Genomic DNA, 21,587 nt, shown 5'->3' with positions numbered 1-21,587 from the left:
CCTCGTTCCCAAACTCCAGTTTGGGAACGCACTTGCTCCGGAAACTCCAGTTTCCCTGCTGCGAAGTTCCCCGACGAAACACAGTTTCGGGGACAAGGCATTCCCAAACGGAGTTTGGGAACGAGATCCACAAAGATCGGAGCCAAACCCGACTCACACGGTTCTTGATTCGAGCCCGACTCGCGGCAAAGTTAGCCGGGTGCGTTTCCTCCTCCAAGTGTGCCTCGGGCTTGTGCGCGACCAGACGCAGCGACGTCATGCGCTCTCGATTTTTGTCGTTGTTGCGCTGGTCATGCTCTTCGTCGGCTCGACGTTTCTCGCGCCGTGGCTGATGACGCATGTGGTCTGGTTTTTCATTTTCTGGTTCGCCTGCATGTGGCTGACGATCCTGATTTTTCTCCTCGCCGCCTACGATTTGCTCGTCGTGCGCAAGGCCGGTCGCGAGGCACAGCGGCGCTTGAGAAAACAGATTCTCACCCAGCCCGAAGACGAGTAAACTGCGGCCCAACATGCTGCGCACCCGCGAGAAATATCAGGAGATCGAGCTGGCCACCCTCGCGCCGTATGCCCAGAAGTCGGCACTGTCCGCAGGCCGGCATTACCCGGAAGCGTCGCACCCATTTCGCACCGAGTTTCAACGAGATCGGGCCCGAATCATCCACTCACGCGCTTTTCGCCGGCTCGAATACAAGACACAAGTCTTCCTCAACGGCACTGGCGACCATCTGCGCACGCGCATGACGCACACCATCGAGGTCGCTTCGATTAGCCGGACGATAGCCCGCGCGCTCTCGTTGAATGAGGATCTCGCCGAGGTCATCGCGCTCGCTCACGACCTCGGGCACGCGCCATTTGGGCATTCCGGCGAGGAAATGCTCGACGAACTGATGCACGAGCACGGCGGGTTTGAGCACAATCAGCAAAGCCTGCGCGTGGTCGAGTTATTGGAAAACAAATACCCGCGTTTCCCCGGTCTCAATCTAACCTCCGAGGTGCTGCAAGGTCTGCGCAAACACGAGGCATTTCGTTCTGGAGCAAAGCCCGGCACCTCGTCGTCGCTGGAGGCGCAGATTGCTAACATCGCCGACGAGATCACCTATTACAGCCACGATCTCGACGACGGCATGGACTTCGATCTGCTGGCCGTGGATCAACTGGAAAAGATCACGCTCTGGAGCGACACGAGCGCCCTCGTGCAGAAGGATTATCCGAAGCTGAAGGGCGCGGAGTTTCGGACGTTCGTGATCCGCTGCTTGATCGATCGGCTGGTGGAGGACGTGATTTTGATGAGTTCCGAGCTGATCGAGAAGGCGAAACTAACCTCGCTGGACGATGTTAGAAATCAGAAGAAGCCGCTGGTGAGTTACAGTCCAATCATGCGCAAGGCGACGCAGCAGTTGCGGAAATTTCTTTACCACAATCTCTACTACCATCCGAAGGTGGCCGATGTTAACAAACGCGCCTGCACCATGCTGCGCAATGTTTTCAACGCCTACGTGTCGTGCCCGGCTTTGTTAGGAAAAGCGGCGGCTGCCCGCGTGAAAAAAGAGGGCCTGCATCGCACCATCTGCGACTATCTTTCCGGCATGACGGATCGCTACCTGATGGAGGAGCACCAGAAGTTGTTTCTCCAGGAAGGAATGCTGCGCGCGCTGCGTGGCGGACGCGAAATCCACTCGAGTCGACTTACGGAATAATCTAACATGGCGCGACTTGAATTAACCAACATCCAGCCCATCGGCGGCGAGGTGGCCTTTGCCTGGTCCGACGGCACGGAAAGCTATCTGGCGCTGGAATATCTCCGTCGCGCCTGCCCCTGCGCGACCTGCGGCGGCGAACCCGATGTTCTCGGCCATGTGCTCCAGCCCGAGGTGATTTATCAGCCGAATAGTTTCAGCCTGCGCAGCCATCAAAACGTCGGCGGCTACGGCTGGCAGCCCACTTGGGCCGACGGCCATGCGACTGGCATTTACTCCTATCAATATCTCCGGCGTCTGGCGGAGGCTGCGCCATGAACTGGCGTCCGCGTTCCTGGCTCTCCGGCGCCGCGCTCGGAGTGGCTGCCGGGTTTCTATCGATCTGGATATTGCGTTCCGAGAAAGTGATTGCTGTGTTAGTCCCGCCGGAAAACCCGCGGGAACTTTACAGTCTGGCGGAGAGTCAGATTTCCGCGTTTCGGCGGAACGATTTTCCCACGGCCTACACTTACGCGGCCAGCGGCATCCGGCAGAAATTTCCGCTCGATCAATTCAGCGAAATGGTTAGGAAAACATATCCGCATCTTACGCGTTCGGGCCGGCTGAATTTCGGCCAGACCCAGTTTGCGGCAAATGTGCGGGCCTCGGCGATGATCTATGTGAGCAATGGCCGCGAGTCTGTGCCGATGATCTACACGTTTGTAAAAGAGCAGGGGAAATGGAAGATCGAGGGCGTGCAAATGCTGCGAACAGGCCAGTCTGATTTCACCGGCGGCGAGCCGCGGACGTAAGCCGCGATTCGCGCACCACTAGCTTTTCAGAAGGCTCGCTCTGGGCGGCGGCGATGAAGTTTTTCACGACCGCTGGCAGGACGCCCTCGAGATGGATCGCACTCACGGCAATCTCCGGCTGCGGCGGATCGATGGTTAGCAAAGTCAGGCGCGGCCCGGCCATGCAGGCGATGCAACTCGGCACCAGCGATACTCCGCGCGAAGCCTCCACGGCGGCCATCAGGCTGCTCACGCTCTCGTGCTCCTCGACGATGTTAGGTTTCTTTCCGATGGTGCCAAAAAGCTGCCCCAGATGCGCATAGTAGCCGGGGTAATTTTTGCGCGTGTAGCCGATGATGCGTTCGGCGGCGAGCTGGTGAAGAGTGATCACACCCGCTTGCGCCAGCGGATGCGACGGGGGCACGGCGACATTCAATTCGTAACTTTCGATCAAGCGCGACTCCAGTCCGGCGGCTCGCTCGCGCTGGGCGGTCAGCGCGAGATGCAACTGGCCGTCGCGCAGACCTGTCATCATTTCGCCGTTGGAAAGATCGTGCAGCGTGACTCGGACGGCGGGAAATTTCTCCTGAAAGACTCGCAGCGCGCGCGGGAGAATTTGCACCGTCAGCGAGGGCGAATAGCCAACGTGGATTTCTCCATTCAAACCGCCCGCTGCCTCGTGAACATTCCGAATCGCCGCCTCGGCCCGCTCCAGCACGGCCTTGGCCTCAATGAGAAAGATCCGGCCCGCCGCTGTCAGTCGCACCGTCTTCGCGCCGCGCTGGAAAAGGAGCAGATCCAGTTCATTCTCCAAGTCGCGAATCTGACGGCTCAGCGCGGGCTGCGAGACGTACAGCTTCGCGGCGGCACGAGTCACATTTTCCTCCTCGGCCACGGCGACAAAATAGCGAAGGTGGCGCAGTTCCATCGCCCGAGCATACCCTAAAGGCATGAGTAGCCAAGAAAGATGATATTTCCACCGCGTGAAAACCGGACTTAGGCTGCGCTCATGAAACTACTCGTCCTTTACTACTCCATGTATGGCCACATCGAAACCATGGCCGGTGCCATCGCCGAGGGCGCGCGCTCTGTCAGCGATGTCGAAGTCACCATCAAACGCGTCCCGGAAATCATGTCCGAGGAAGCTGTCCAGCAACACGGCGCCAAGCTCGACCAGGGCGCGCCCGTCGCCTCGCCCAAGGAACTCGGCGACTACGACGCGATCATTTTCGGCACACCGACCCGCTTCGGAAACATGGCCGCGCAGATGCGCAATTTCCTCGATCAAACCGGAAGCCTCTGGATGTCTGGCGCGCTCGTGGGCAAAGTCGGCAGCGTCTTCACCAGCACCGGCACCGGCGGCGGCAACGAATCCACCATCCTAACCTTCATCCCGACATTGCTGCATCACGGCATGGTTTACGTCGGCCTGCCTTATTCCTGCCCCGAACTCACGGACATTAGCGAACTAAAGGGCGGCAGCCCCTACGGCGCGGGAACCATCGCTGGCCCCGACGGCTCGCGCCAGCCTTCCGTGAAGGAACTCGCCATGGCCCGCTTCCAGGGAAAACACGTCGCTGAGATCGCGTCCAAACTCCGCAGATAACCTTCTAACTCAAATGAAAATCACCACCATCATCGCCCGTGTTTTGCTCGGGCTCATCTTCACCGTCTTCGGATTGAACATCTTCCTGCACTTCATCCCGATGCCGCCGCCGACGGGGCAGGCCGCCGCCTTCATGGGCGCGCTGTTTACGACGCATTACCTAAACGTCATCGTCACGCTGGAAGTGTTAGGAGGCTTGCTCCTGTTGTCGGGCCGCTGCATTCCACTCGGGCTCACTTTGTTAGGTCCGGTGATTGTTAACATCGTTCTCTTCCACGTCTTCATGGCGCCCGCAGGATTGCCGATGGCGATTGTGGTCTCGGTGTTGGCGCTCTTTCTTCTGCGCCGTTACTGGGCGTCGTTTGCCGGATTGCTAACAGTCTAAGTCGAACTGTTCACGGACGAGTTGCAGCGCTTCCTCACGAGTGGAAATGCGGTTTTCTAACTGCGCCGTCTCCACCATTTCCAGAATCGATTTGAACTCCGGTCCGGGCCGGAGTCCGAGTGAAATCAGGTCGCGCCCAGTGATAAGGGGTGGGGGAATGAGCGGCTCGCTGGCAAATTCCTCCGCTTTTTCGCGCAAGAATTCAATGTTAGTCAAATCGCCGTGGCTGCTCCCGCAATCGACGCGATGCAACTCGATCTCGCGGTCGAAATCGGGCCGCGCCATGAAGCGTTTTAACTTCGACACGCGCATTTTGGTCACGTCCTTGAAGACCATGTGATTCGCCACCGCGGCAACGACGCGCTCGGTTTCCTCATTGGAAAAACGCAGCCGTTGCATCACTTCCAGAGTCATGCGCGCGCCCACGGCGTCGTGGCCGTTGAAGCGAATACGGCCCTCCTCCGGGTCGAAGGAAAACGTCGGCGGCTTCCCAATGTCGTGGAGAAGCACTGAGAGAAAAATCGAATCCGGCACCTCGGGCGCGAGCATTTCTAACATCAGCCGCGTGTGGACAAAGACGTCGCCCTCGGGATGAAATTGCGGCGGTTGCTCGCAGCCATGCAGTGCGGCGACTTCGGGAAGAATGACTCCTAACAATCCGCTCTGGTCGAGCAAATCCAGACCGCGCACACGATGCGGCGAACGGAAGATTTTCAGCAATTCATCGCGAATGCGCTCGGCACTCACCACGCTGATTTGACTCGCATTCGACTGGAGCGCCGCCCAGGTACTAGCTTCGATCTCGAAGTCGAGCGTGGTGGCAAAACGGATCGCCCGCAACATACGCAGTTTATCTTCCGCAAACCGTGCGCCCGCATCACCGACCGCACGGATGATTTTCTTTTCCAGATCGGTGCGGCCTTCTACGTAATCGACGACTTCATCGGCGACCGGATCGTAGAACATGGCATTGATCGTAAAATCGCGCCGCGCCGCATCCTCGCGAGCCGTGGTGAATCGAATGGAACTCGGCCGCCGTCCATCGACGTAAGCCTCGTCGGAGCGAAAGGTGGCAACCTCAAACGAAAGGTCGCCATAGAGCACCACGATCACGCCAAACTGCGCGCCGACGGCCACGTTTCTCGGGAACAATCGCTGCACTTCCTCCGGCCGCGCGTTCGTGGCGATGTCGAAGTCGTGCGGCGCGACTCCGCGCAACTGGTCGCGCACAGACCCACCCGCCAGCCACGCGATGTGACCAGCCTCGTGCAGGCGAGCGGCGATGCGCCGGGCGGCGGCTTCTGGGCGTGAGGACATGGGGAAGGTTAGCAGAAAAGAAAAGGCACCGTGAAGGGTTTCTCCACGGTGCCTGATGAGTTGAGTCTAACTCGGATTATTCTTTTTTCTTGGCTTCGCGAGCTTCCTTTTTCTTCTGGTCGGCAGCGATTTCCTCAGCGGACTTAGGGCCGAATTTGACGGAGTTGACCTCGGTCTTGTTCTCGTCAACTTTGACGCCTGAACCGCGGGCATAATCACCGGCCTTCACGTCGGCGAGAGTGATGTCCTTGCCATCCTTGGTCACTTTCGCAGCGGCAGACAGGCTAAAGTTGCGGACCTTGCTGCCGTCTTTGCTGGAGATGGTGAACGTCTTCGCACCAGCGTCAACAGCGCTGACGGTGCCGCGGAAAGGAACAGCCTTGGGAGCTTGGGCGACTTTGGTGGACGGGGAGGATTCAGCTGGAACCGGGGACGCGTCCTGCGCATGAATGAGCGCAAGCGGGGCGGCGGTTAAGGTGAGCAGGAGGGTGAGTTTGGTGATGAGTTTCATAATGATGTTGAGACGGTCTTCAATATAATCTGTTCACTTTTTATTTGGAAATCTTTTCTGAGCGAATCGATTGCCAGATCAGCAGCCCGGCGGCGACGCAGATGCAACTGTCGGCGACATTGAATGCCGGCCACGGATTCGCAAAAGGAACGTGCAGATAGAAGAGTAGGAAATCGATCACGTGCCCGTGCACGAGACGGTCGGTGAGGTTGCCGAGAATGCCCGATGCGAGCAGCGCAAAGGCAACTTTGGAAAGCGTGTCGCGCACATGACCTTTCCAGGCCATCCAGGACATCGTCGCGATGGCGGCAGTCGCCAGAACGATGAAAAACCAGCCCTGGCCCTGCATCATGCTGAAGGCGGCGCCGGTGTTTCCCCAATGGACGAGCTGGAAGAAACCCGGGATGATCGTTTCCTCGCCGCCAAACTCCAGCCTGCGGCTCACCCAGAGCTTGGTGAGCTGGTCGAGCGCATAGAACGGCACTAACAATCCGAAAATATACTTCATGTTAGAGCGGAGTTAGGTTGTTTTCTAACCTTCCAGCGTATCGCTCAAGCCGTCGAGCACCGCCTGAATCGACTCCGTGGTTTCGTCGCCCATGTTAGAAATGCGGAAGGTCGTGCCCTTGATTTTGCCGTAGCCGCCGTCGAAGACAAAGCTGTGTTTCGTGCGGGTGCGTTTGATCCACGCGGCGATGTCTAGCTCGCGATTATTCTTCACGCACGTGAGCGACTTCGAGCGGTAGCCTTCCGGCGCAAAGAACTCAAAGCCGTTCGCCGCGATCCAGTCGTGGACCATGGCATTCAGAGTCGCATGGCGGGCATAACGCGCCTCGACTCCCTCGGCGAAGATGTCCTCCAGCTTCGAGCGCAACGCGTAGATGTGCCCGATCGTGGGAGTGCTCGGAGTCATGAACTCGGCGGCGTTTTTCTTAAACTCGACGAAGTCAAAATAGTAGCCGCGATCCTTCATCGTCGCCGCTTTCGCATAGGCCTTTTCGCTGACCGCAAACAAAGCCAAACCCGGCGGCAAGGCGAGCGCTTTCTGGCTGCCGGTGAGCAACACGTCGATGCCCCATTCATCCATCGGAATCGGCACGACGGAGAACGACGAAACCGTGTCCACGACTAACAAAACATCGGGGTATTTCTTCACCACAGCGCAGAGATCCTTCAGCGGACTCATCACGCCGGTGGACGTTTCATTGTGAATCACCGTCACGACATCGTAGGCGCCGTTCGCGAGTTTTTCATCGAGCAGCTCCGGCAGAATCGGCTGGCCCCAGGGGACTTGCAGCCCGTCGGCCTCCTTGCCGCAACGCTTCGAGACATCGAGCCATTTGTCGGAAAATGCGCCGTTCATGCAGTTCAGCACGCGCTTGGAAACGAGGTTGCGGATCGCCCCTTCCATCACGCCCCAAGCCGAGGAGGTCGAGAGCAGGACCGGCTGTTTCGTGTAGAAAAGCGTCTGGAGTTGCGTGTAAATGGACTCGTAGAGCGCCTTAAAATCCGCGCTGCGATGGCCGATCATCGGCAGGGTAAAAGCGGCGGAGGTTTTGGCCGAGACTTCGACCGGACCGGGGATGTAGAGCTTGATGTGTGGCGTCATAGAAAGGATCGCAAGGTTAAACGCCGAGCCCGAACTCTCAAGCGTAAATAACCCGCAGTTCCAGAGTCGAACGGAACTCGACTCAGCCGGCGGACACCGAATTGATCGGTGCGAGGTTGTCGGCGATCACGCGCCAGGTGTCACCCTCGTCGATGGAGGCATAGAGTTTCCCTGTGTTCGTCCCGAAATAGATCCCCAGCGGCGTGCCGGAATCCGACGCCATGCCCTCGCGCAGGACATTGGGAAACGCATTTTCCTGCGGCAGACCATTCGTCAGCGGCTCCCAGGTTTCACCGGCATCGCGGGTGCGGAAGACGCGCAATTTCGCCTCGGGCGGACACCGAAATTCGCCGCCCTGCAACGGCAGCACATAGATCGTGCCGGCCTCGCGCGGATGCACCGCCAGCGGAAACCCGAAGTCGGATGGAAGTCCGCTTGTGATTTCCTGCCAGCTATCGCCGCCGTCTGTGCTGCGATAAACGCCGCAATGATTCTGCTGAAAGAGCGTCGTTCCATCGGCGGGCGAGAGAAGCAATTTGTGCACGCACTGGCCAAACTCCGGGAGTTTGTCGGGCATGAAATCGGCCCGCGTGCCCCGGTTTTTCGTCGTCCAAGTCTGCCCGCCGTCGTCGCTGCGGAAAACGCCCACCGCCGAGATGCCGACGTAGAGGTGCAGTGGATTTTGCGGCTCGACTTGGATCGAATGCAGGCAGAGCCCGCCCGCACCGGGATGCCAGCGGTCGCGCGTGGGATGCGATGTGAGTCCAGTCAATTCCGTCCACGTCACACCGTTGTCCTCGCTGCGGAAGAGCGCCGCCGGAGCCACGCCCGCATAAACGACGCCCGGAGCTGACGCCGGACCCGGCTCGATGTGCCAGATGAGGTCGAGCTTCTGGCCCGATTCCTCGGTAAATGCCGGACCGCTTTTCGCCGGCGTCCAAGTCGCGCCCTCGTCATCCGACCACACGATTTCGGAACCGAACCAAGCGTCATTCGACGTGGCAAAAATGCGTCCACTGCGCGGATCGCGCACGGCGTGGTAGATGGATTTCCCCGGCAGAAACGGACCACGGATCGCCCATTTGCCCCGATCTGGGCTGTTGAGAATGAAGAGCCCCTTTTTCGTTCCGACTAACAACGTGAACATTCCGAGATTCCTATCGAACTCCGCTGCAAAACGAAATCAAAAAATGGCTTCACGCAAAGGGCGGAAGCGCCTATTGGACTGCAACTTGACTCACATTTTTCTCGCGAACGGTTCGCGTTCCGTCTGGCATTAGCCCTTGCGCTCGTTTGGTGGGCCTGTGACTCTCCGTCCCCATGAATCGTTCCCTCCTTCTCGCCACTGCTGCTTTTACCACGCTCTTGCACCTGTCATTGCACGCGGCAGACAAGGAGGTGTCCCCAGGCACGGTCAGCCTCTACATGGAGAACGATCTTTTTGCGGGCACGGATCGCTATTACACCAGTGGAGTGAAAGTCGGATGGAGTTCCGGCAACCTCGAAAATTACAGCGATTCGCCCTATGCGGCGCCGTTTCTGCCGCTCTTCAATGCCCTGCCTTATATCAACGAAAAGGCCTACCAGAAGAACCTCCTTTTCGGTCTCGGCCAGAACATTTACACGCCGGACAATACCGAGACTTACGAGCCACAGCCGAATGATCGTCCCTATGCGGGCTGGCTTTACATCGGAGTCGGAGTCGCCTGGAAGGACGCCGAGGTTCGCAACACACTCGTGCTCAATGTGGGTGTGGTCGGTTCGTGGTCCTACGCTCAGGAGACGCAGCGGCTGGTGCACGACGCCCGCGGTTTCGCTCATCCAAATGGCTGGGACAATCAGCTTTCCAACGAGCTGGGTCTGATCGCCGTGTACGAGCGCGAGTGGCGCTGGCCTAAGCACGAGAAACGCGCAGGCATCAATTGGGAACTCATTCCACACGCCGGGCTCGCCCTAGGCAACGTGCAGACTTACGCCAATCTCGGTGGGGAATTGCGTGTGGGCGTGAATTTGCCGGATGATTTTGGCACCGCCGCGATTGGGCCGAGCGCGACGACTTCCACTCCGGTGGATGGACGTGAAAGCGCGACGCGTTCCCGGTTTGACTTGGGTCTCTATCTGTTTGCCCGGGCGGATGGACGCGTCGTGGCGCACAACATTTTTCTCGATGGAAACACCTTCGCCAACAGTCAGTCGGTCGATCGCGAATGGCTGGTCGGCGACCTCAGCGCGGGAGTCGCGGTGAACTATGGCAACACCAAGCTGGCCTACGCATTGGTCTATCGGACGAAGGAATTTTCCGAGCAAGGCGGCGGCCAGGTTTTCGGCACGGTGTCGATCAACGTCAGTTTCTAGCGGCCCGCGAATGTAACATTTGCGTGACGGAACCGGGCCAAAAGAGCCGGTGAAAGCGGTGAGGGGAGTCGCATTCGACTCAGGCGTTCCCCTCGTAAAAGCGGGAGTTGGAGTCGAATGGAAGTCGGCTGCGGGACGGTGGCGACGTGTGAGACAGGGAGTTTTCTTTGCTCTTGCTCCTGAAAAAGGGCGGTCTATACGGTGGGGCAACTGACCTCCAATGAGCGAAAAAATAATTGTCGTCGATGATGAAGTGGATGTGGCGGACCTGATCGCGTTTCATCTGCAAAAGGCGAAATACACGGTGCTGACAGTGGCCGACGGAGCGGCCGCGCTGCCGCTGATCCGGGAGGAAATGCCCGCGCTGGTGGTGTTGGATCTGATGCTGCCGGGAGTGTCGGGCCTGGAGATTTGCCGGGTGCTGAAGAGTGATCCGAAGCTGGCGCGCATCCCGGTGATCATGCTCACGGCGAAGGCGGAGGAGGTGGATCGGATCGTCGGTTTCGAGTTGGGCGCGGATGATTATGTGGTGAAGCCGTTTAGTCCCCGGGAATTTGTCCTGCGGGTGAATGCGGTAGTGCGGAGAAATGCCCCCGGCAGTGTGCCCGACCGGCTGGTGGCGGGCGAAATCGCGGTGGATCGCACGAAGCACACGGTGCTGGTGGCGGGGCGTCCGGTGGATTGCACAGCGACGGAGTTTAAGCTGATCTCGATCCTGATCGAGCGCCGGGGGCGGGTGCAGAGCCGGGACAGGTTGCTCTCCGATGTCTGGGGTTATGAGGCGGCGATCGACACGCGGACGGTGGACACGCACATGCGGCGGCTGCGCGAGAAGTTGGGGCGATATGGGGCGTATCTAGAGACGGTGCGGGGTTTCGGCTATCGGATTGGCGAGATTTTGCCGGAAGTGTGAGAGCGAGTTTCCGTCACGTGATTGTAACAATTCCGGTGTTTCGCTATTTCACGGTTGCGTTAAATCTTTGTCCAAGTCGCTGCCAACCCCTGCGATTTGCCTAAACCCTAACCAACTAAAACCTATGATTCGTATCCCACGTTTGTTGCTGGCAGCTGCCGCAGCACTTCCCTTCATTAACAGTGAACTACATGCCCAGGACAGCGGTCCGTTGATCGACAAGCTGGTGCAAAAAGGCATCCTGAATGATCAGGAAGCTGAAGATCTCCGCGCCGACATGGTGAAGGATTTCCAATCCTCGTCTGCCGGAAAATTGAACATTTCCAGTCCCGTGACCGAGTTGAAGCTCTATGGCGACGGCCGCCTCCGTTATCAATATGACGACCAGCAGGCGCAGACCGCTGGTCCCGAGCACGTGACGCAACGCAGCCGTTTCCGTTATCGCTTGCGCTTGAATGCCGACTTCCGCCTGACCAACAACTTCTTCGGCGGCGTCCAGGTTGAGACCGGCCAAGCTTCCGATTCGGCCAACGAAACCGTGCAGCCCGCTTACGGCGATTCCGGGATTTACATCAACCGCGTTTTCCTCGGTCTTAATATCGGCGACTGGGCGACCGTCGTTGCAGGCAAGCAAAAGAATCCTTTCTACACTACCGACCTCGTCTGGGACCCGGACATCAGCCCTTACGGTCTGACCGAGTCGATCTCCTTCGACAAGGCGTTCAAGTCCGAAGGCAGTGCGGGCAGTCCTTCCAGCTATAGCAAGGATGGCAAAACCGTCACCAGCTTCACCGGGGCCACCGCTGGCAGCAGTTGGGGTGGATTCAAGCTCTCGCTCGTTGCAGGTCAGCTCGTTTACGAGACCAACAACAACGAGGCTGCTGTCGATGGCGATGCGAAGAACGATGGCTTCCAATTCGTGGGCCAGCTCGTCGCAAGCTATGAGGTGAACAGCAAAACGTCCGTGACCTTTGCGCCCGGCTTCATGATCTACAACGCAGCCGACGTCGGCGGCGACATTCAGGCGAACAACGAAACTGCCTTTACCGGAGCTTCGGGCCGCATCGATGCGAACAACGACGGCATCGCTGACTTCACGCAAGATCCAGTCACCGGCGCAGTCACCGTTTCCACGGGCAATGTCTCGGGAGAAACTCGCGACCTCGCCATCGTCACCGCACCCGGCGAATTCAAATTCCCGATCGGCTCGCTCAATGGCCGGTTCTATTGGGATTTTGCTTACAACACCTCTGGCCACAAGCGTTATGACGACGTTTACGGGTTTGGCCTGCTCCTTCCGAGCAGCACCGGAGTCGGCACGCCAATCGCCACAACCCAGCAGCGCAGCTTCACCGACCAGGACGCCATGGCGTGGCTGGCTGGTCTGGAAATCGGCGCGGGCAAGGGACAGGGAGCCTGGACCATTTTCGCCAACTACCGCGAAACCGGTCTCGCTGCAGTCGATCCTAACTTGAACGACTCCGATTTCGCTCTCGGCAAGTTGAACAGCCGCGGCTTTAAGTTCGGCACGACTTACGGCATCTCCGACGCCGTTTCCATCGCGCTGACGGGCTTCGTGACCTACAACCTCGATGACAATCTGGCTGACCAGTTTGGCCTCGCCAATCGCAACGCGGTCAACACCGTGCAGTTCGACGTTAACTTCAAGTTCTAACTATTTCAGTCCCTAGGTTAAGTGCGATGGGCTGGAGCTGTTCTCCGGCCCATCGTGAAACCACTCAAAAACACCCAATGAAAACCACCAAACTCGTCCTCTCCATCCTCGCTTCCCTGAGCGTCGCCTCCGTGGCGCACGCCGGGAAAGTCGTCATCAAAGGCTCCGACACCCTCGGTTCCAAGCTCGTTCCGCAACTCGCCGAAGCCTTCAAGGCCGCCAATCCCGACACCAAGTTTGAGATTGCCGCCGAAGGCTCCACCACCGGTTTCGCCGCCCTCATCGACGGCACCGCCGACATCGGCATGGCCAGCCGACGCGCCAAGCCAGCGGAAATTTCCGCAGCGACTTCCAAGGGACTCAACCTCAAGCCAACCATCGTGGCTTACGACGGCATCACCGTCGTCGTCAACGCCAACAGCCCCGTTAAAAAACTCACCAAACAGCAGGTCGAGCAGATCTTCACCGGTGACGTTACCGACTGGAGCGCCGTCGGCGGTGCCGCTGGTAAAATCTCCGTTTACACCCGCAACACCTCTTCCGGCACCTACTCCGATTGGAAAGAACTCGCGATGAAAAAACGCGACTACGCTCCTTCCGCCCAGAAGCTGGCGGGCAACGAGCAGATCGTCGCCGAAGTCGCCAAAAACCCGAACGGCATCGGCTACGTGGGCATTGCCTACAGCCACGAAGCGGGAGTTCATGCCGTCTCCGTGGATGGTGCCGAGCCTACAGAAGCGAATGTCAAATCCAAGGTCTGGCCTTACAGCCGTCCGACGTTCTACTACACCAACGGCGCCCCCGCTGGTGAGGCCGGCGCGTTCCTCAATTTCACCCTCAGTCCTGCCGGTCAGGCCATCGTGAAACAAGTCGGATTCGTCAAGATCAACTAAGCCGCGATCCTCGTCTGCAAAAAGCTCGTCGGTGCGATACCCGGCGAGCTTTTTCTGCGGAAACGAACCCCATTAGTTTCCAAACGGCGGATTGCCTTGCCTTGAATCCGTCGTTTTGACCAGTGTGTAACTGCACCGTCCCGAGATTTCCATGAGCACTCCATCGAGCAACAAATCGACCATGCGCGATGCCTTGACGAAGCCGCAGGGCTTTCGTTTTCTCGGGCTCGATTTCGATTCGGCGATCAAATATTTCTTCGGCGGCAACGCGTTTGTCGCCGTCGTCGTGCTGGCGCTGATCACCATTTTTCTTTTCAAGGAAGGCTTCGGCTTCATCTCGCAAAACCGGCGCAACTTGCAGGTCTATCGCCAGGCCGGCCTCGAATACGTGGACATCATGCGCTCCCGGATGGACGCCCACACGAAGCTCGGACGCCAGGTCAATGCGGCCCGATTGAATCTTTTTAAGGACCTGCAAAAACAAGGGAAATCGCTCGACGAGATCAACGCGATGCTCGCTCCGCTGGATGAGTTTTCCGGCAAATTTAGTGACGCCGCGGAGACCTTGCGCGGGCTGGTTTCCGATTACGGCGACGCTGCGGCGACCATCAAGCAGAGCGCGTCCGAGATCCAGGATCGCTTGGAGGAAAAGGAAATGCTCATCGACGCGGGCAAGCGAGACCAGGCCGAAAAAGTCGTCGTTCCGGTGATTGATTTCCCCAGCGCTCGCAAAGTCATTCTCGATTCGGAACCGCAATACGCCGAACTCTGCGGCGCAATGCGTTCGACTTTGATCGCACTCATTAACACGCCCAATCCCGGTTACGAGATGATTCCATTGGAAGTCCGCTCACGTTTCAAAACCGACACGCTGGCTTTCCTCGATTACCTCGATCAGGGCAAATCCGAGCTGACCGCCTGGAACCCCGACAAACCGGTCGGCTACCTCGATGGACTCGCCAGTTTTCTGACGCATCCGGAATGGCTCACCGCGAGTTTTTGGCAGGATTGGTATGGGGTGATTCCGCTCTTTGTCGGCTCACTTTTCGTTTCCGTGATCGCGCTCCTGCTCGCCGTGCCGCTCGGCGTGAGCGCCGCGATCTACGTCAACCAAATCGCAGGAAATCGTGAGGCGAGTTACATCAAACCCGCGATCGAATTTATCGCCGCCTTTCCCTCCGTCGTCCTCGGTTTCTTCGGCGTCGCCATCCTCGGCGAAACCATCCGGGCCATCTCCGGCTGGCACTTTCTGAGTTGGATTTCATTCTTCCCGATTGCCGAGCGCCTCAACGCCACCACCGCTGGCATTCTTCTCGGGCTGATGGCGGTTCCGACGATTTTTTCACTGGCCGAGGACGCGATCAACAACGTCCCGGTCCACTTCAAGGAAGCCTCCTTCGCGCTCGGCGCGTCGAAGCTGCAAACGCTCGTCAAAATCATCATTCCCGCCGCGCTTTCCGGCATCATCGCCGCCGTCCTGCTCGGCTTCGGACGCGTCATCGGCGAAACCATGGTCGTTCTCCTCTGCGCCGGCAACCGCATCAAAATCCCCGACTTTACCGAGGGCCTCGGCGCGTTTTTCCAGCCCGTCCACACCATGACAGGTATCATCGCGCAGGAAATGGGCGAGGTGCCGTCCGGCTCGATCCATTACCGCGCCTTGTTCATGGTCGCGATCCTGCTTTTCCTGCTCGCGCTCGGGATCAATTTCCTCGCACAGCGCATCGTCCGCCGCTTCAAAATCTCCATCGGCTAAATCATGAGCGCCCACATCTTTCAGGAAAAAAGCTCCGCCATTCTCACGGTGGAAAAAATCGTCTTCTGGCTCTTCCGCGTCGCGACCTATGTCGTCCTGATTTTTTCCGCTTACATCCTGCTCACGATCACGTTCAAAGGCATCGGCTCCGTCGTGAAACTGTCGCCGCCGTTCATCGACATCCCGTTTCTCACCGAGTCGCCGGAAACGCTCCACGTCTTCCAGTTTGAAGGAAAACCGATGCAACTCGGCGACACGGAATACCGCCAGTTTACGGCCACTCGCACCGTCAACGATCCCAATGAAAGCACGGTCGCGCATTCGGCGGGCGGCATTTTTCCCTGCATCGTCGGCACTGTTTTGCTCGTGGTCGGCTCCATGGTGATCGCACTCGTACTCGGCGTGTCGTCGGCGATTTATCTCAGCGAATACGGCGGCTCTGGTCGCATCGTCGAAACCCTGCGCCTCGCCATCCTCAATCTCGCGGGCGTGCCGTCCATCGTCTTCGGGCTCTTCGGCTTTGCCATGTTCGTGATTTTCTTTAAGTGGAACGTCTCGCTCATTGCCGGCTGGTTCACACTGGCGTTTATGGTCATGCCCGTGATTATCACCGCCGCCGAGGAATCGCTCCGCGCCGTGCCGCAAGGCTTTCGCGAAGGTTCGCTCGCGCTTGGCGCCACGAAATGGCAGACGATCCGCAGCAATGTGTTGCCCTATGCGCTGCCCGGCATTCTCACATCGTCGATCCTCGGCATCGCCCGCGTCGCCGGCGAGACCGCTCCGATCATGTTCACGGCGGCTTTTGTAAAAACCGACCAGCTTCCCTGGCAGGGACTGGCGCACGTCACCGACTTCTTTTTTCGGGGCGTGATGGCGCTGCCGTATCACATTTACGTGGTCAGCTCGAAGATTCCGCAAAATGAATTTACCGAGCGCATGCAATACGGCTCGGCCTTCGTTTTCCTCCTCGTCGTCGCCTCCATCGCCATGACTTCCATGGTTCTGCGCACGCGGCTGCGCAAAGCTTACAAATGGTAAAATTCCAGCCTCGCCACCATGCCTGCTTTCTCTAAAACTATGGAAACGACCCGGACCACATCCTCTGCCATCGCACCGATCATGAACGAGCCGTTACCCAATATCATCGAAGTCGATCAACTGAGCTTTTCCTACGGCAAAAGCCGGGCGCTGCACGAGATCAGCCTCAGCATTCCGGAGAAAAAAGTCACCGCTTTCATCGGGCCGTCTGGCTGTGGAAAATCGACCCTGCTGCGGAACTTCAACCGCATGAACGACCTCGTGCCCATCGCCCGCGTGGACAGCGGCGAAATCCGCATCCACGGCGTGAACATTTTCGATCCGAGTGTGAGTGTATTGGAACTCCGCAAACGCGTCGGCATGGTCTTTCAAAAATCGAATCCGTTTCCCAAGTCGATCTACGAAAACATCGTTTACGGCCTGCGTCTCCAAGGCAAAAACAACCGATCCGAGTTAGATCCGATTGTGGAAAAAAGCCTGCGCGGCGCCGCCCTCTGGGATGAGGTGAAAGACCGTCTCGACTCCAGCGCCTTGGGACTTTCCGGCGGCCAAATGCAGCGTCTGTGCATCGCCCGCGCCATTGCCGTGGAACCCGAGATTCTCCTGATGGACGAACCGTGCGCCGCGCTCGATCCGATAGCCACGATGAAGGTCGAGGAACTCATCGCCACCTTGCGCGAGAAATACACCATAGTCATCGTCACGCACAACATGCAGCAGGCCAGCCGTTGCTCCGACATCACGGCCTTTTTCTATCTCGGCCGCCTCATTGAAATGAGCCAGACCGAGAAAATTTTCCGCAACCCCGCCCAGAAGCAGACTGAAGATTATATCTCCGGCCGCTTCGGCTGAGTCGAACCTAACTCAACTGTGGCAGCTCAGTTGAGCGCGGTGACCGGCATGGGAAATTGCTGGCCGTGCGCGACGTGCGCCGCGCCGCCGGAGAGCGAGATGAGGAAGATAACGAGCAGCGAGGTGGACGCTCATGTGACGTAGAGCAGGCGGGCACGATGATGAATCCGCCGCCGACGCAGAAGGGGCCGGACATCAATTCATGGCCTCGAAAGAGCGCGGAAAATTTCCAGCCCGCCCGTCACTGCGAACAGCAGCAATACGAGCACGAGCACCGCGTTCGTTGCCGCGTTGTTGCGTCGGATGGGCCCGGGCCACGGGGCACGGTTGTTCAGATAAAGAAGCGTGGCGGCGAGAAACGGGATGAACAGACTGCCAATGATGGTAAACGCCACCACCACCAGCAGCGGTCGTCCGAGGAACGCAAACGGAACGGACACCAGCGCCATGAACGCCAGCCCCGTTCGATATTGCCATGACGACGGTTGCATCGCGGCGTCACGCGCCGATTGCGGTATCCGCCGGAGCAGGCTGGAGCCATCCGCGAAGATGGTTGGCACGGTTTGCCACACGCCGATCAACGAAGCCAGCACCGCAGCCCAGAAGCCAATCGAGTAAATATAAAAGCCGGCCGGCCCCGTGATTTCCGCGAGCAGCCCAGCCATGCGTGAGACGGCCTCCCGATCCGTGATGGCCACACCCGCCGAGTGGAAGACCCGATTGGCGATGAGCATCACCGAGACGCCGAATACCGCAGTGAACAGATAGGCCACCGCGAGATCCATCCGCACGCTCCGAAGGTTGGCCGGGTCGACTTTATTGTCACCACGCAAAAGATAGTTGTAGCTCAGCAGCGTCAACGATCCGCCGATGCCTCCGATAATGGACAGCACATAAGCACCGCCATTGGCTGGAATCCGGGGAACAAGAAATCCTTTGAGCGCGGAAACCGGTTCGCGAAAAGTCAACACGGCGCATACGACGATGCTGATGAACATGACGACAATGAGGGGCTTCATCACCCGCGAAAATCCACCGGTTCGGTCTGCGTAAATAAACCCGAACGCAACGACCGCTTGTGCGAGCGCACCCCAAGATCGTGGAACCGCACCGCGGGTGATATTCTCAATCGCCAATCCGCAGCCGCTCACGAGTGCGCCGCTCACCGCAATCGCCCATAGGACGAGGTAGCCCATGAAAACAGCCAGCACCCAGCGCGGAAGGTAACATGCCCAACCCTCCAACAGCGTGGTGCCGGTGGCGAGTTGCCAACGGGCCAGCCCCTCGCTCAGGACAAATTTGAAGAATGCCCCGAGCGCCAGCGCCCACAAGAGCGTTACTCCATAGGTTGCCCCTCCGACTGTGGCGGTAATGATGTCACTCGCGCCGATGCCACTGGCCGCCATGATGAGTCCGGAACCAAACCATCGCGAGGAACGTAATTTGGTCGCACGCGCTGGAGGGCGATGTGCAACACTGCTATCTCCCTTCACATCTTCAACCGTAGCGCTGAGGTTCAGCGAGGCAACGGCAAATTGTGTCGAAGGCGTGCTCATGGGTTTTTCGTGGATTGATTTGCAGGTTGTTTGCTTGGCCAGTCCGCACCCGCGTTGATCCAGGTCTTCAGAAGCTCGATTTCAGATGGCGGCAGGAGATGATCCTCGGCGGATTTCATATCCTTCACTTCGCCGGAAACGATGGCTATGAGCCGGCTCTTTGCGGCGTCACCCGGCACGATGAGGGGCGTCCCGTTTGCGGTCGCGAAGAAATTCTCCCGCCGGTCCGCGCGAAAGTTGGCACGCTTCTTCTTCGGGCCATGACAGCCGATGCAGGAGGCTTCAAATACCGGGAGCACGTCCCTCTGAAAATCCACTGTCCGCACCACAGTCAGGTTAGTCGGCAAAATGACCGCGGGAAGAGTCATCACGTCCGTGCGCCCGCGCAAGGGATGCAACGGAGTATCCAATTCCCTAACACCAAGGCGCGTTAGCCAGGCAAACAATCCACCCGCCATCACAAGCACCGCCAGCGTGATGATCCCGGCGAGAAACCTTTGCCTGGACACAGCCTTGTTAGTACTTGCGAAACGACGGCGGATCGTTGTTAATATCCACTCCCAATGCAGGATAACGTGTAGTAACAACACCCCCAGCAAACCGATACTTGCCCATGAATGAACCGTCCCCCACTCGTGTCGCGACAACCCCCACAACTCGTGCGTGCGATTCGTGGTTGGCGGCAACGGGAAGCGCAGAATGTAACCTGTTGCGATCATGACCAGCAATGCGATTGCGGCCAGCAGGTCAATAAGCAGATTAAGGAGTCCTCGTTTCATTTAGAGGATGGCGTTAAACAAATAGCCCGCGAGCATGATGCCGGAAGCCACCGCGCCAAAGAGATGCCGATTAGCAGTGGCTTTAGTTGGCTGGATTTAGCTCGACCAGTGCCAAGGATTTGTTTCGTTGGTTTTATTTTGTAATTGGAAAATCTTCCAAGTTTACTGCACGGAATTCGTGGCCGCAGTGACGTGGCAATAAGTGGTGTAGCCGCCGGATAGATTCGAGGCGTTGTACCCATGCTGGCGCAGGAGCCGCACGGCGTTGTGGGCGCGGCCACCGACGGCGCAATAGACGGCGAGCGGGCGGTCTTTGGGCAAGTCGTCGAGCGACGCACGGAGCGAGTTGAGTGGGATGTTTCTCGCGCCGGGCGCATGGCCTACGGCGAACTCATCCGGATCGCGCACGTCCAGCAGGTCGAAATCCGTTAGTTGCGGACCTTGCCAGTGGATGATCGGATCGTCGCCTCGCAGGTGGTTGGCGGCGATCATGCCGGCGAAGTTGACCGGGTCCTTGGCGGAGCCGAACTGCGGCGCATAACAGAGTTCCGCCTCTTCGAGATCGTAAACGGTCGCGCCTTTCTGGATCGCCATCGCGATGACATCGATACGCTTGTCCACGCCCGCCAGGCCGACGGCCTGCGCGCCGAGGATGAGGCCGTCCGCAGTGCGGAAAATCAGCTTGAGGTGGATCTTCTCCGCACCGGGGTAGTAGCCGGCGTGGCTGCCGGCGTGCAGATAGATTTTCTCGTAATCCGTAATGCCGGCGCGTTGCAGCACCTTTTCGCTCGTACCGGTGGAGCCGACGGCAAGGTCGAAGATCCCGCAAATCGCGGTGCCTTGGGTGCCGTGGAAAGCAACGTCGCGCCCGCAGATGGCATCGGCAGCGATGCGGCCCTGGCGGTTCGCGGGGCCGGCAAGGGCGAGCAGCGTCCACGCGCCGGTGACGCGATCGCGCACTTCCACCGCATCGCCGACGGCGAAGATGTTAGGATCGCTCGTGCGCATCTGTTCGTCCACGCGGATGCCGCCGCGCTCGCCGAGCGTCAGGCCCGCGGCTTTGGCAAGCGACGTTTCCGGGCGGACGCCGATGGCGAGAATGACGATGTCCGCAGGATGTGCCGGACCGTCCTTGGTTAGAACCTCGAGCCGGCCGTCTTTTTCCGCAAAACCGGCGACGGCGGCACCGAGGGCAAGCTTGATTCCCTTCGCCGTTAGATATTCATGCACCGGGGTAACCATTTCCACATCGATGGGCGGCATGACTTGCGGGAGCATTTCCACGATGGTTACTTCCAAGCCCAGATGTTTGAGATTCTCCGCCATCTCCAGACCGATGAATCCGCCGCCGACGATCACAGAGGTCTTCGCGGCGTGTTGCGCGATCCATCCATTGATGAGCCGCGTGTCGGGGATGCTGCGGAGGGTGAAAATTCCGGGCAGATCGATCCCTGGCAACGGCGGCCGCAGCGGGGCCGCGCCTGGCGCGAGGACCAGCGCGTCATAGCGCAGGCGATAAGTTAGATCCCCCGCGAGATCACGCACTTCCACTTCGCCGGCTCCGCGATCAATCGACACGGCTTCGTGACGCGTGCGCAAATCGATGGCGTAGCGTTCCTTGAAGACGGGTCCCTTGGCGACTAACAGAGAGTCTTCCTTCTCAATGATCCCGCCGATGTGATAGGGCAGTCCGCAGTTGGCGAATGAGGCATAGGGTCCGCGTTCGAGTACGATGATCTCGGCGGATTCATCCATGCGGCGCAGGCGCGCGGCACACGATGCGCCGCCCGCGACGCCGCCGATGATGATGATGGTTTTGGGAGATGAGGATTTCATAAAAATTCAGGAAATGAGAAAGCCGGGGTCGATGTCGCG

At 58.6% G+C, this 21,587-nt stretch carries 22 protein-coding genes; 13 read left to right on the top strand and 9 right to left on the bottom strand.

Features of this window, described 5'->3' with window-relative positions:
- Positions 1-199: 199 nt before the first annotated feature.
- Genes ABIT76_15540 through ABIT76_15525 form a run of 4 tightly spaced genes read left to right on the top strand, consistent with a single transcriptional unit; the run spans position 200 to position 2,488 of the window.
- Entirely contained in the window at positions 200-496 is a 297-nt protein-coding gene (locus ABIT76_15540) for a hypothetical protein (GenBank protein ID MEO7934562.1), read from the top strand.
- Between the two features lie 13 nt (positions 497-509).
- A complete protein-coding gene (locus tag ABIT76_15535) occupies positions 510-1,697 on the top strand; it encodes a deoxyguanosinetriphosphate triphosphohydrolase (GenBank protein ID MEO7934561.1) in 1,188 nt (395 codons plus the stop codon).
- A gap of 6 nt (positions 1,698-1,703) precedes the next feature.
- Positions 1,704-2,015 (top strand): DUF971 domain-containing protein, encoded by a 312-nt coding sequence (locus tag ABIT76_15530; protein MEO7934560.1) that lies wholly within the window; start codon positions 1,704-1,706, stop codon positions 2,013-2,015.
- Positions 2,012-2,488: a DUF4864 domain-containing protein gene (locus ABIT76_15525; GenBank protein ID MEO7934559.1), complete on the top strand. Its 477-nt coding sequence runs from the start codon at positions 2,012-2,014 to the stop codon at positions 2,486-2,488. Before ABIT76_15530 ends, ABIT76_15525 begins: the two co-directional genes overlap by 4 nt.
- On the opposite strand, the gene ABIT76_15520 is transcribed toward ABIT76_15525, so the two are convergent.
- The gene (locus ABIT76_15520; GenBank protein MEO7934558.1) at positions 2,463-3,419 is read right to left on the bottom strand and encodes a LysR family transcriptional regulator; all 957 of its coding nucleotides are present in this window, start codon (positions 3,417-3,419) and stop codon (positions 2,463-2,465) included. The two genes, ABIT76_15525 and ABIT76_15520, sit on opposite strands and share 26 nt — an antisense overlap.
- Before the next feature lie 57 nt (positions 3,420-3,476).
- Between ABIT76_15520 and wrbA the strand changes: the two genes are divergently transcribed.
- Both wrbA and ABIT76_15510 read left to right on the top strand, forming a co-directional pair.
- Positions 3,477-4,073, top strand: a complete 597-nt coding sequence (gene wrbA / locus ABIT76_15515; protein ID MEO7934557.1) for an NAD(P)H:quinone oxidoreductase — start codon at positions 3,477-3,479, stop codon at positions 4,071-4,073.
- Positions 4,074-4,086: 13 nt separating this feature from the next.
- The gene (locus tag ABIT76_15510; protein ID MEO7934556.1) at positions 4,087-4,458 is read left to right on the top strand and encodes a hypothetical protein; all 372 of its coding nucleotides are present in this window, start codon (positions 4,087-4,089) and stop codon (positions 4,456-4,458) included.
- Here the strand turns inward: ABIT76_15510 and ABIT76_15505 are convergent.
- The 5 genes from ABIT76_15505 to ABIT76_15485 all read right to left on the bottom strand — a co-directional run bounded on the left by ABIT76_15505 (position 4,447) and on the right by ABIT76_15485 (position 9,042).
- Positions 4,447-5,775: a CCA tRNA nucleotidyltransferase gene (locus ABIT76_15505; protein ID MEO7934555.1), complete on the bottom strand. Its 1,329-nt coding sequence runs from the start codon at positions 5,773-5,775 to the stop codon at positions 4,447-4,449. The two genes, ABIT76_15510 and ABIT76_15505, sit on opposite strands and share 12 nt — an antisense overlap.
- A gap of 76 nt (positions 5,776-5,851) precedes the next feature.
- On the bottom strand, positions 5,852-6,286 hold the full coding sequence (locus tag ABIT76_15500; GenBank protein ID MEO7934554.1) for a hypothetical protein: 435 nt from the start codon (positions 6,284-6,286) through the stop codon (positions 5,852-5,854).
- Between the two features lie 40 nt (positions 6,287-6,326).
- Positions 6,327-6,794: a signal peptidase II gene (gene lspA, locus ABIT76_15495; protein MEO7934553.1), complete on the bottom strand. Its 468-nt coding sequence runs from the start codon at positions 6,792-6,794 to the stop codon at positions 6,327-6,329.
- Positions 6,795-6,818: 24 nt separating this feature from the next.
- Entirely contained in the window at positions 6,819-7,895 is a 1,077-nt protein-coding gene (locus ABIT76_15490) for an alanine--glyoxylate aminotransferase family protein (protein MEO7934552.1), read from the bottom strand.
- Between the two features lie 82 nt (positions 7,896-7,977).
- On the bottom strand, positions 7,978-9,042 hold the full coding sequence (locus tag ABIT76_15485) for a sialidase family protein (GenBank protein MEO7934551.1): 1,065 nt from the start codon (positions 9,040-9,042) through the stop codon (positions 7,978-7,980).
- A gap of 173 nt (positions 9,043-9,215) precedes the next feature.
- On the opposite strand from ABIT76_15485, the gene ABIT76_15480 reads away from it, so the two are divergent.
- The 7 genes from ABIT76_15480 (at position 9,216) to pstB (ending at position 17,377) form a co-directional block, all read left to right on the top strand.
- Positions 9,216-10,250, top strand: coding sequence for a lipid A deacylase LpxR family protein (locus ABIT76_15480; GenBank protein MEO7934550.1), 1,035 nt, complete (start codon positions 9,216-9,218; stop codon positions 10,248-10,250).
- Positions 10,251-10,470: 220 nt separating this feature from the next.
- Positions 10,471-11,163 (top strand): response regulator, encoded by a 693-nt coding sequence (locus ABIT76_15475; GenBank protein MEO7934549.1) that lies wholly within the window; start codon positions 10,471-10,473, stop codon positions 11,161-11,163.
- 124 nt (positions 11,164-11,287) lie between these two features.
- Positions 11,288-12,838 carry a putative porin gene (locus ABIT76_15470; protein ID MEO7934548.1) on the top strand — a complete coding sequence of 517 codons (1,551 nt, stop codon included), beginning with the start codon at positions 11,288-11,290 and terminating at the stop codon, positions 12,836-12,838.
- Between the two features lie 77 nt (positions 12,839-12,915).
- Positions 12,916-13,731 (top strand): phosphate ABC transporter substrate-binding protein, encoded by an 816-nt coding sequence (locus tag ABIT76_15465; GenBank protein MEO7934547.1) that lies wholly within the window; start codon positions 12,916-12,918, stop codon positions 13,729-13,731.
- 151 nt (positions 13,732-13,882) lie between these two features.
- A complete protein-coding gene (gene pstC / locus ABIT76_15460; protein ID MEO7934546.1) occupies positions 13,883-15,487 on the top strand; it encodes a phosphate ABC transporter permease subunit PstC in 1,605 nt (534 codons plus the stop codon).
- A 3-nt stretch (positions 15,488-15,490) separates the two neighbouring features.
- On the top strand, positions 15,491-16,525 hold the full coding sequence (gene pstA, locus ABIT76_15455; protein ID MEO7934545.1) for a phosphate ABC transporter permease PstA: 1,035 nt from the start codon (positions 15,491-15,493) through the stop codon (positions 16,523-16,525).
- An 81-nt stretch (positions 16,526-16,606) separates the two neighbouring features.
- Positions 16,607-17,377: a phosphate ABC transporter ATP-binding protein PstB gene (gene pstB, locus ABIT76_15450; GenBank protein ID MEO7934544.1), complete on the top strand. Its 771-nt coding sequence runs from the start codon at positions 16,607-16,609 to the stop codon at positions 17,375-17,377.
- A gap of 200 nt (positions 17,378-17,577) precedes the next feature.
- Here the strand turns inward: pstB and ABIT76_15445 are convergent, their stop codons facing one another.
- The 3 genes from ABIT76_15445 to ABIT76_15435 form a co-directional block, all read right to left on the bottom strand.
- Positions 17,578-18,933, bottom strand: a complete 1,356-nt coding sequence (locus ABIT76_15445; protein ID MEO7934543.1) for an Nramp family divalent metal transporter — start codon at positions 18,931-18,933, stop codon at positions 17,578-17,580.
- Positions 18,930-19,712, bottom strand: coding sequence for a DUF4405 domain-containing protein (locus tag ABIT76_15440; protein ID MEO7934542.1), 783 nt, complete (start codon positions 19,710-19,712; stop codon positions 18,930-18,932). The genes ABIT76_15445 and ABIT76_15440 overlap by 4 nt, the downstream gene beginning before the upstream one ends.
- A 162-nt stretch (positions 19,713-19,874) precedes the next feature.
- Positions 19,875-21,548 (bottom strand): FAD-dependent oxidoreductase, encoded by a 1,674-nt coding sequence (locus ABIT76_15435; protein ID MEO7934541.1) that lies wholly within the window; start codon positions 21,546-21,548, stop codon positions 19,875-19,877.
- Between the last annotated feature and the right edge of the window lie 39 nt (positions 21,549-21,587).

Source organism: Chthoniobacterales bacterium (genome assembly GCA_039930045.1).
GTDB lineage: Bacteria > Verrucomicrobiota > Verrucomicrobiia > Chthoniobacterales > DASVRZ01 > DASVRZ01.
This window is presented reverse-complemented; position numbering and strand designations above follow the sequence as displayed.

What these genes read in the sequence shown, in the direction of transcription:
- ABIT76_15510 (MEO7934556.1), top strand. Translation starts at nt 4,087, where the DNA reads ATGAAAATCACCACCATCATCGCCCGTGTTTTGCTCGGGCTCATCTTC.
- ABIT76_15440 (MEO7934542.1), bottom strand. Translation starts at nt 19,712, where the DNA reads ATGAAACGAGGACTCCTTAATCTGCTTATTGACCTGCTGGCCGCAATC.
- ABIT76_15435 (MEO7934541.1), bottom strand. Translation starts at nt 21,548, where the DNA reads ATGAAATCCTCATCTCCCAAAACCATCATCATCATCGGCGGCGTCGCG.
- ABIT76_15465 (MEO7934547.1), top strand. Translation starts at nt 12,916, where the DNA reads ATGAAAACCACCAAACTCGTCCTCTCCATCCTCGCTTCCCTGAGCGTC.
- ABIT76_15445 (MEO7934543.1), bottom strand. Translation starts at nt 18,933, where the DNA reads ATGAGCACGCCTTCGACACAATTTGCCGTTGCCTCGCTGAACCTCAGC.
- ABIT76_15480 (MEO7934550.1), top strand. Translation starts at nt 9,216, where the DNA reads ATGAATCGTTCCCTCCTTCTCGCCACTGCTGCTTTTACCACGCTCTTG.
- pstA (MEO7934545.1), top strand. Translation starts at nt 15,491, where the DNA reads ATGAGCGCCCACATCTTTCAGGAAAAAAGCTCCGCCATTCTCACGGTG.
- pstB (MEO7934544.1), top strand. Translation starts at nt 16,607, where the DNA reads ATGAACGAGCCGTTACCCAATATCATCGAAGTCGATCAACTGAGCTTT.
- wrbA (MEO7934557.1), top strand. Translation starts at nt 3,477, where the DNA reads ATGAAACTACTCGTCCTTTACTACTCCATGTATGGCCACATCGAAACC.
- lspA (MEO7934553.1), bottom strand. Translation starts at nt 6,794, where the DNA reads ATGAAGTATATTTTCGGATTGTTAGTGCCGTTCTATGCGCTCGACCAG.
- ABIT76_15505 (MEO7934555.1), bottom strand. Translation starts at nt 5,775, where the DNA reads ATGTCCTCACGCCCAGAAGCCGCCGCCCGGCGCATCGCCGCTCGCCTG.
- ABIT76_15535 (MEO7934561.1), top strand. Translation starts at nt 510, where the DNA reads ATGCTGCGCACCCGCGAGAAATATCAGGAGATCGAGCTGGCCACCCTC.
- ABIT76_15490 (MEO7934552.1), bottom strand. Translation starts at nt 7,895, where the DNA reads ATGACGCCACACATCAAGCTCTACATCCCCGGTCCGGTCGAAGTCTCG.
- ABIT76_15525 (MEO7934559.1), top strand. Translation starts at nt 2,012, where the DNA reads ATGAACTGGCGTCCGCGTTCCTGGCTCTCCGGCGCCGCGCTCGGAGTG.
- ABIT76_15530 (MEO7934560.1), top strand. Translation starts at nt 1,704, where the DNA reads ATGGCGCGACTTGAATTAACCAACATCCAGCCCATCGGCGGCGAGGTG.
- ABIT76_15520 (MEO7934558.1), bottom strand. Translation starts at nt 3,419, where the DNA reads ATGCCTTTAGGGTATGCTCGGGCGATGGAACTGCGCCACCTTCGCTAT.
- ABIT76_15475 (MEO7934549.1), top strand. Translation starts at nt 10,471, where the DNA reads ATGAGCGAAAAAATAATTGTCGTCGATGATGAAGTGGATGTGGCGGAC.
- pstC (MEO7934546.1), top strand. Translation starts at nt 13,883, where the DNA reads ATGAGCACTCCATCGAGCAACAAATCGACCATGCGCGATGCCTTGACG.
- ABIT76_15470 (MEO7934548.1), top strand. Translation starts at nt 11,288, where the DNA reads ATGATTCGTATCCCACGTTTGTTGCTGGCAGCTGCCGCAGCACTTCCC.
- ABIT76_15485 (MEO7934551.1), bottom strand. Translation starts at nt 9,042, where the DNA reads ATGTTCACGTTGTTAGTCGGAACGAAAAAGGGGCTCTTCATTCTCAAC.
- ABIT76_15500 (MEO7934554.1), bottom strand. Translation starts at nt 6,286, where the DNA reads ATGAAACTCATCACCAAACTCACCCTCCTGCTCACCTTAACCGCCGCC.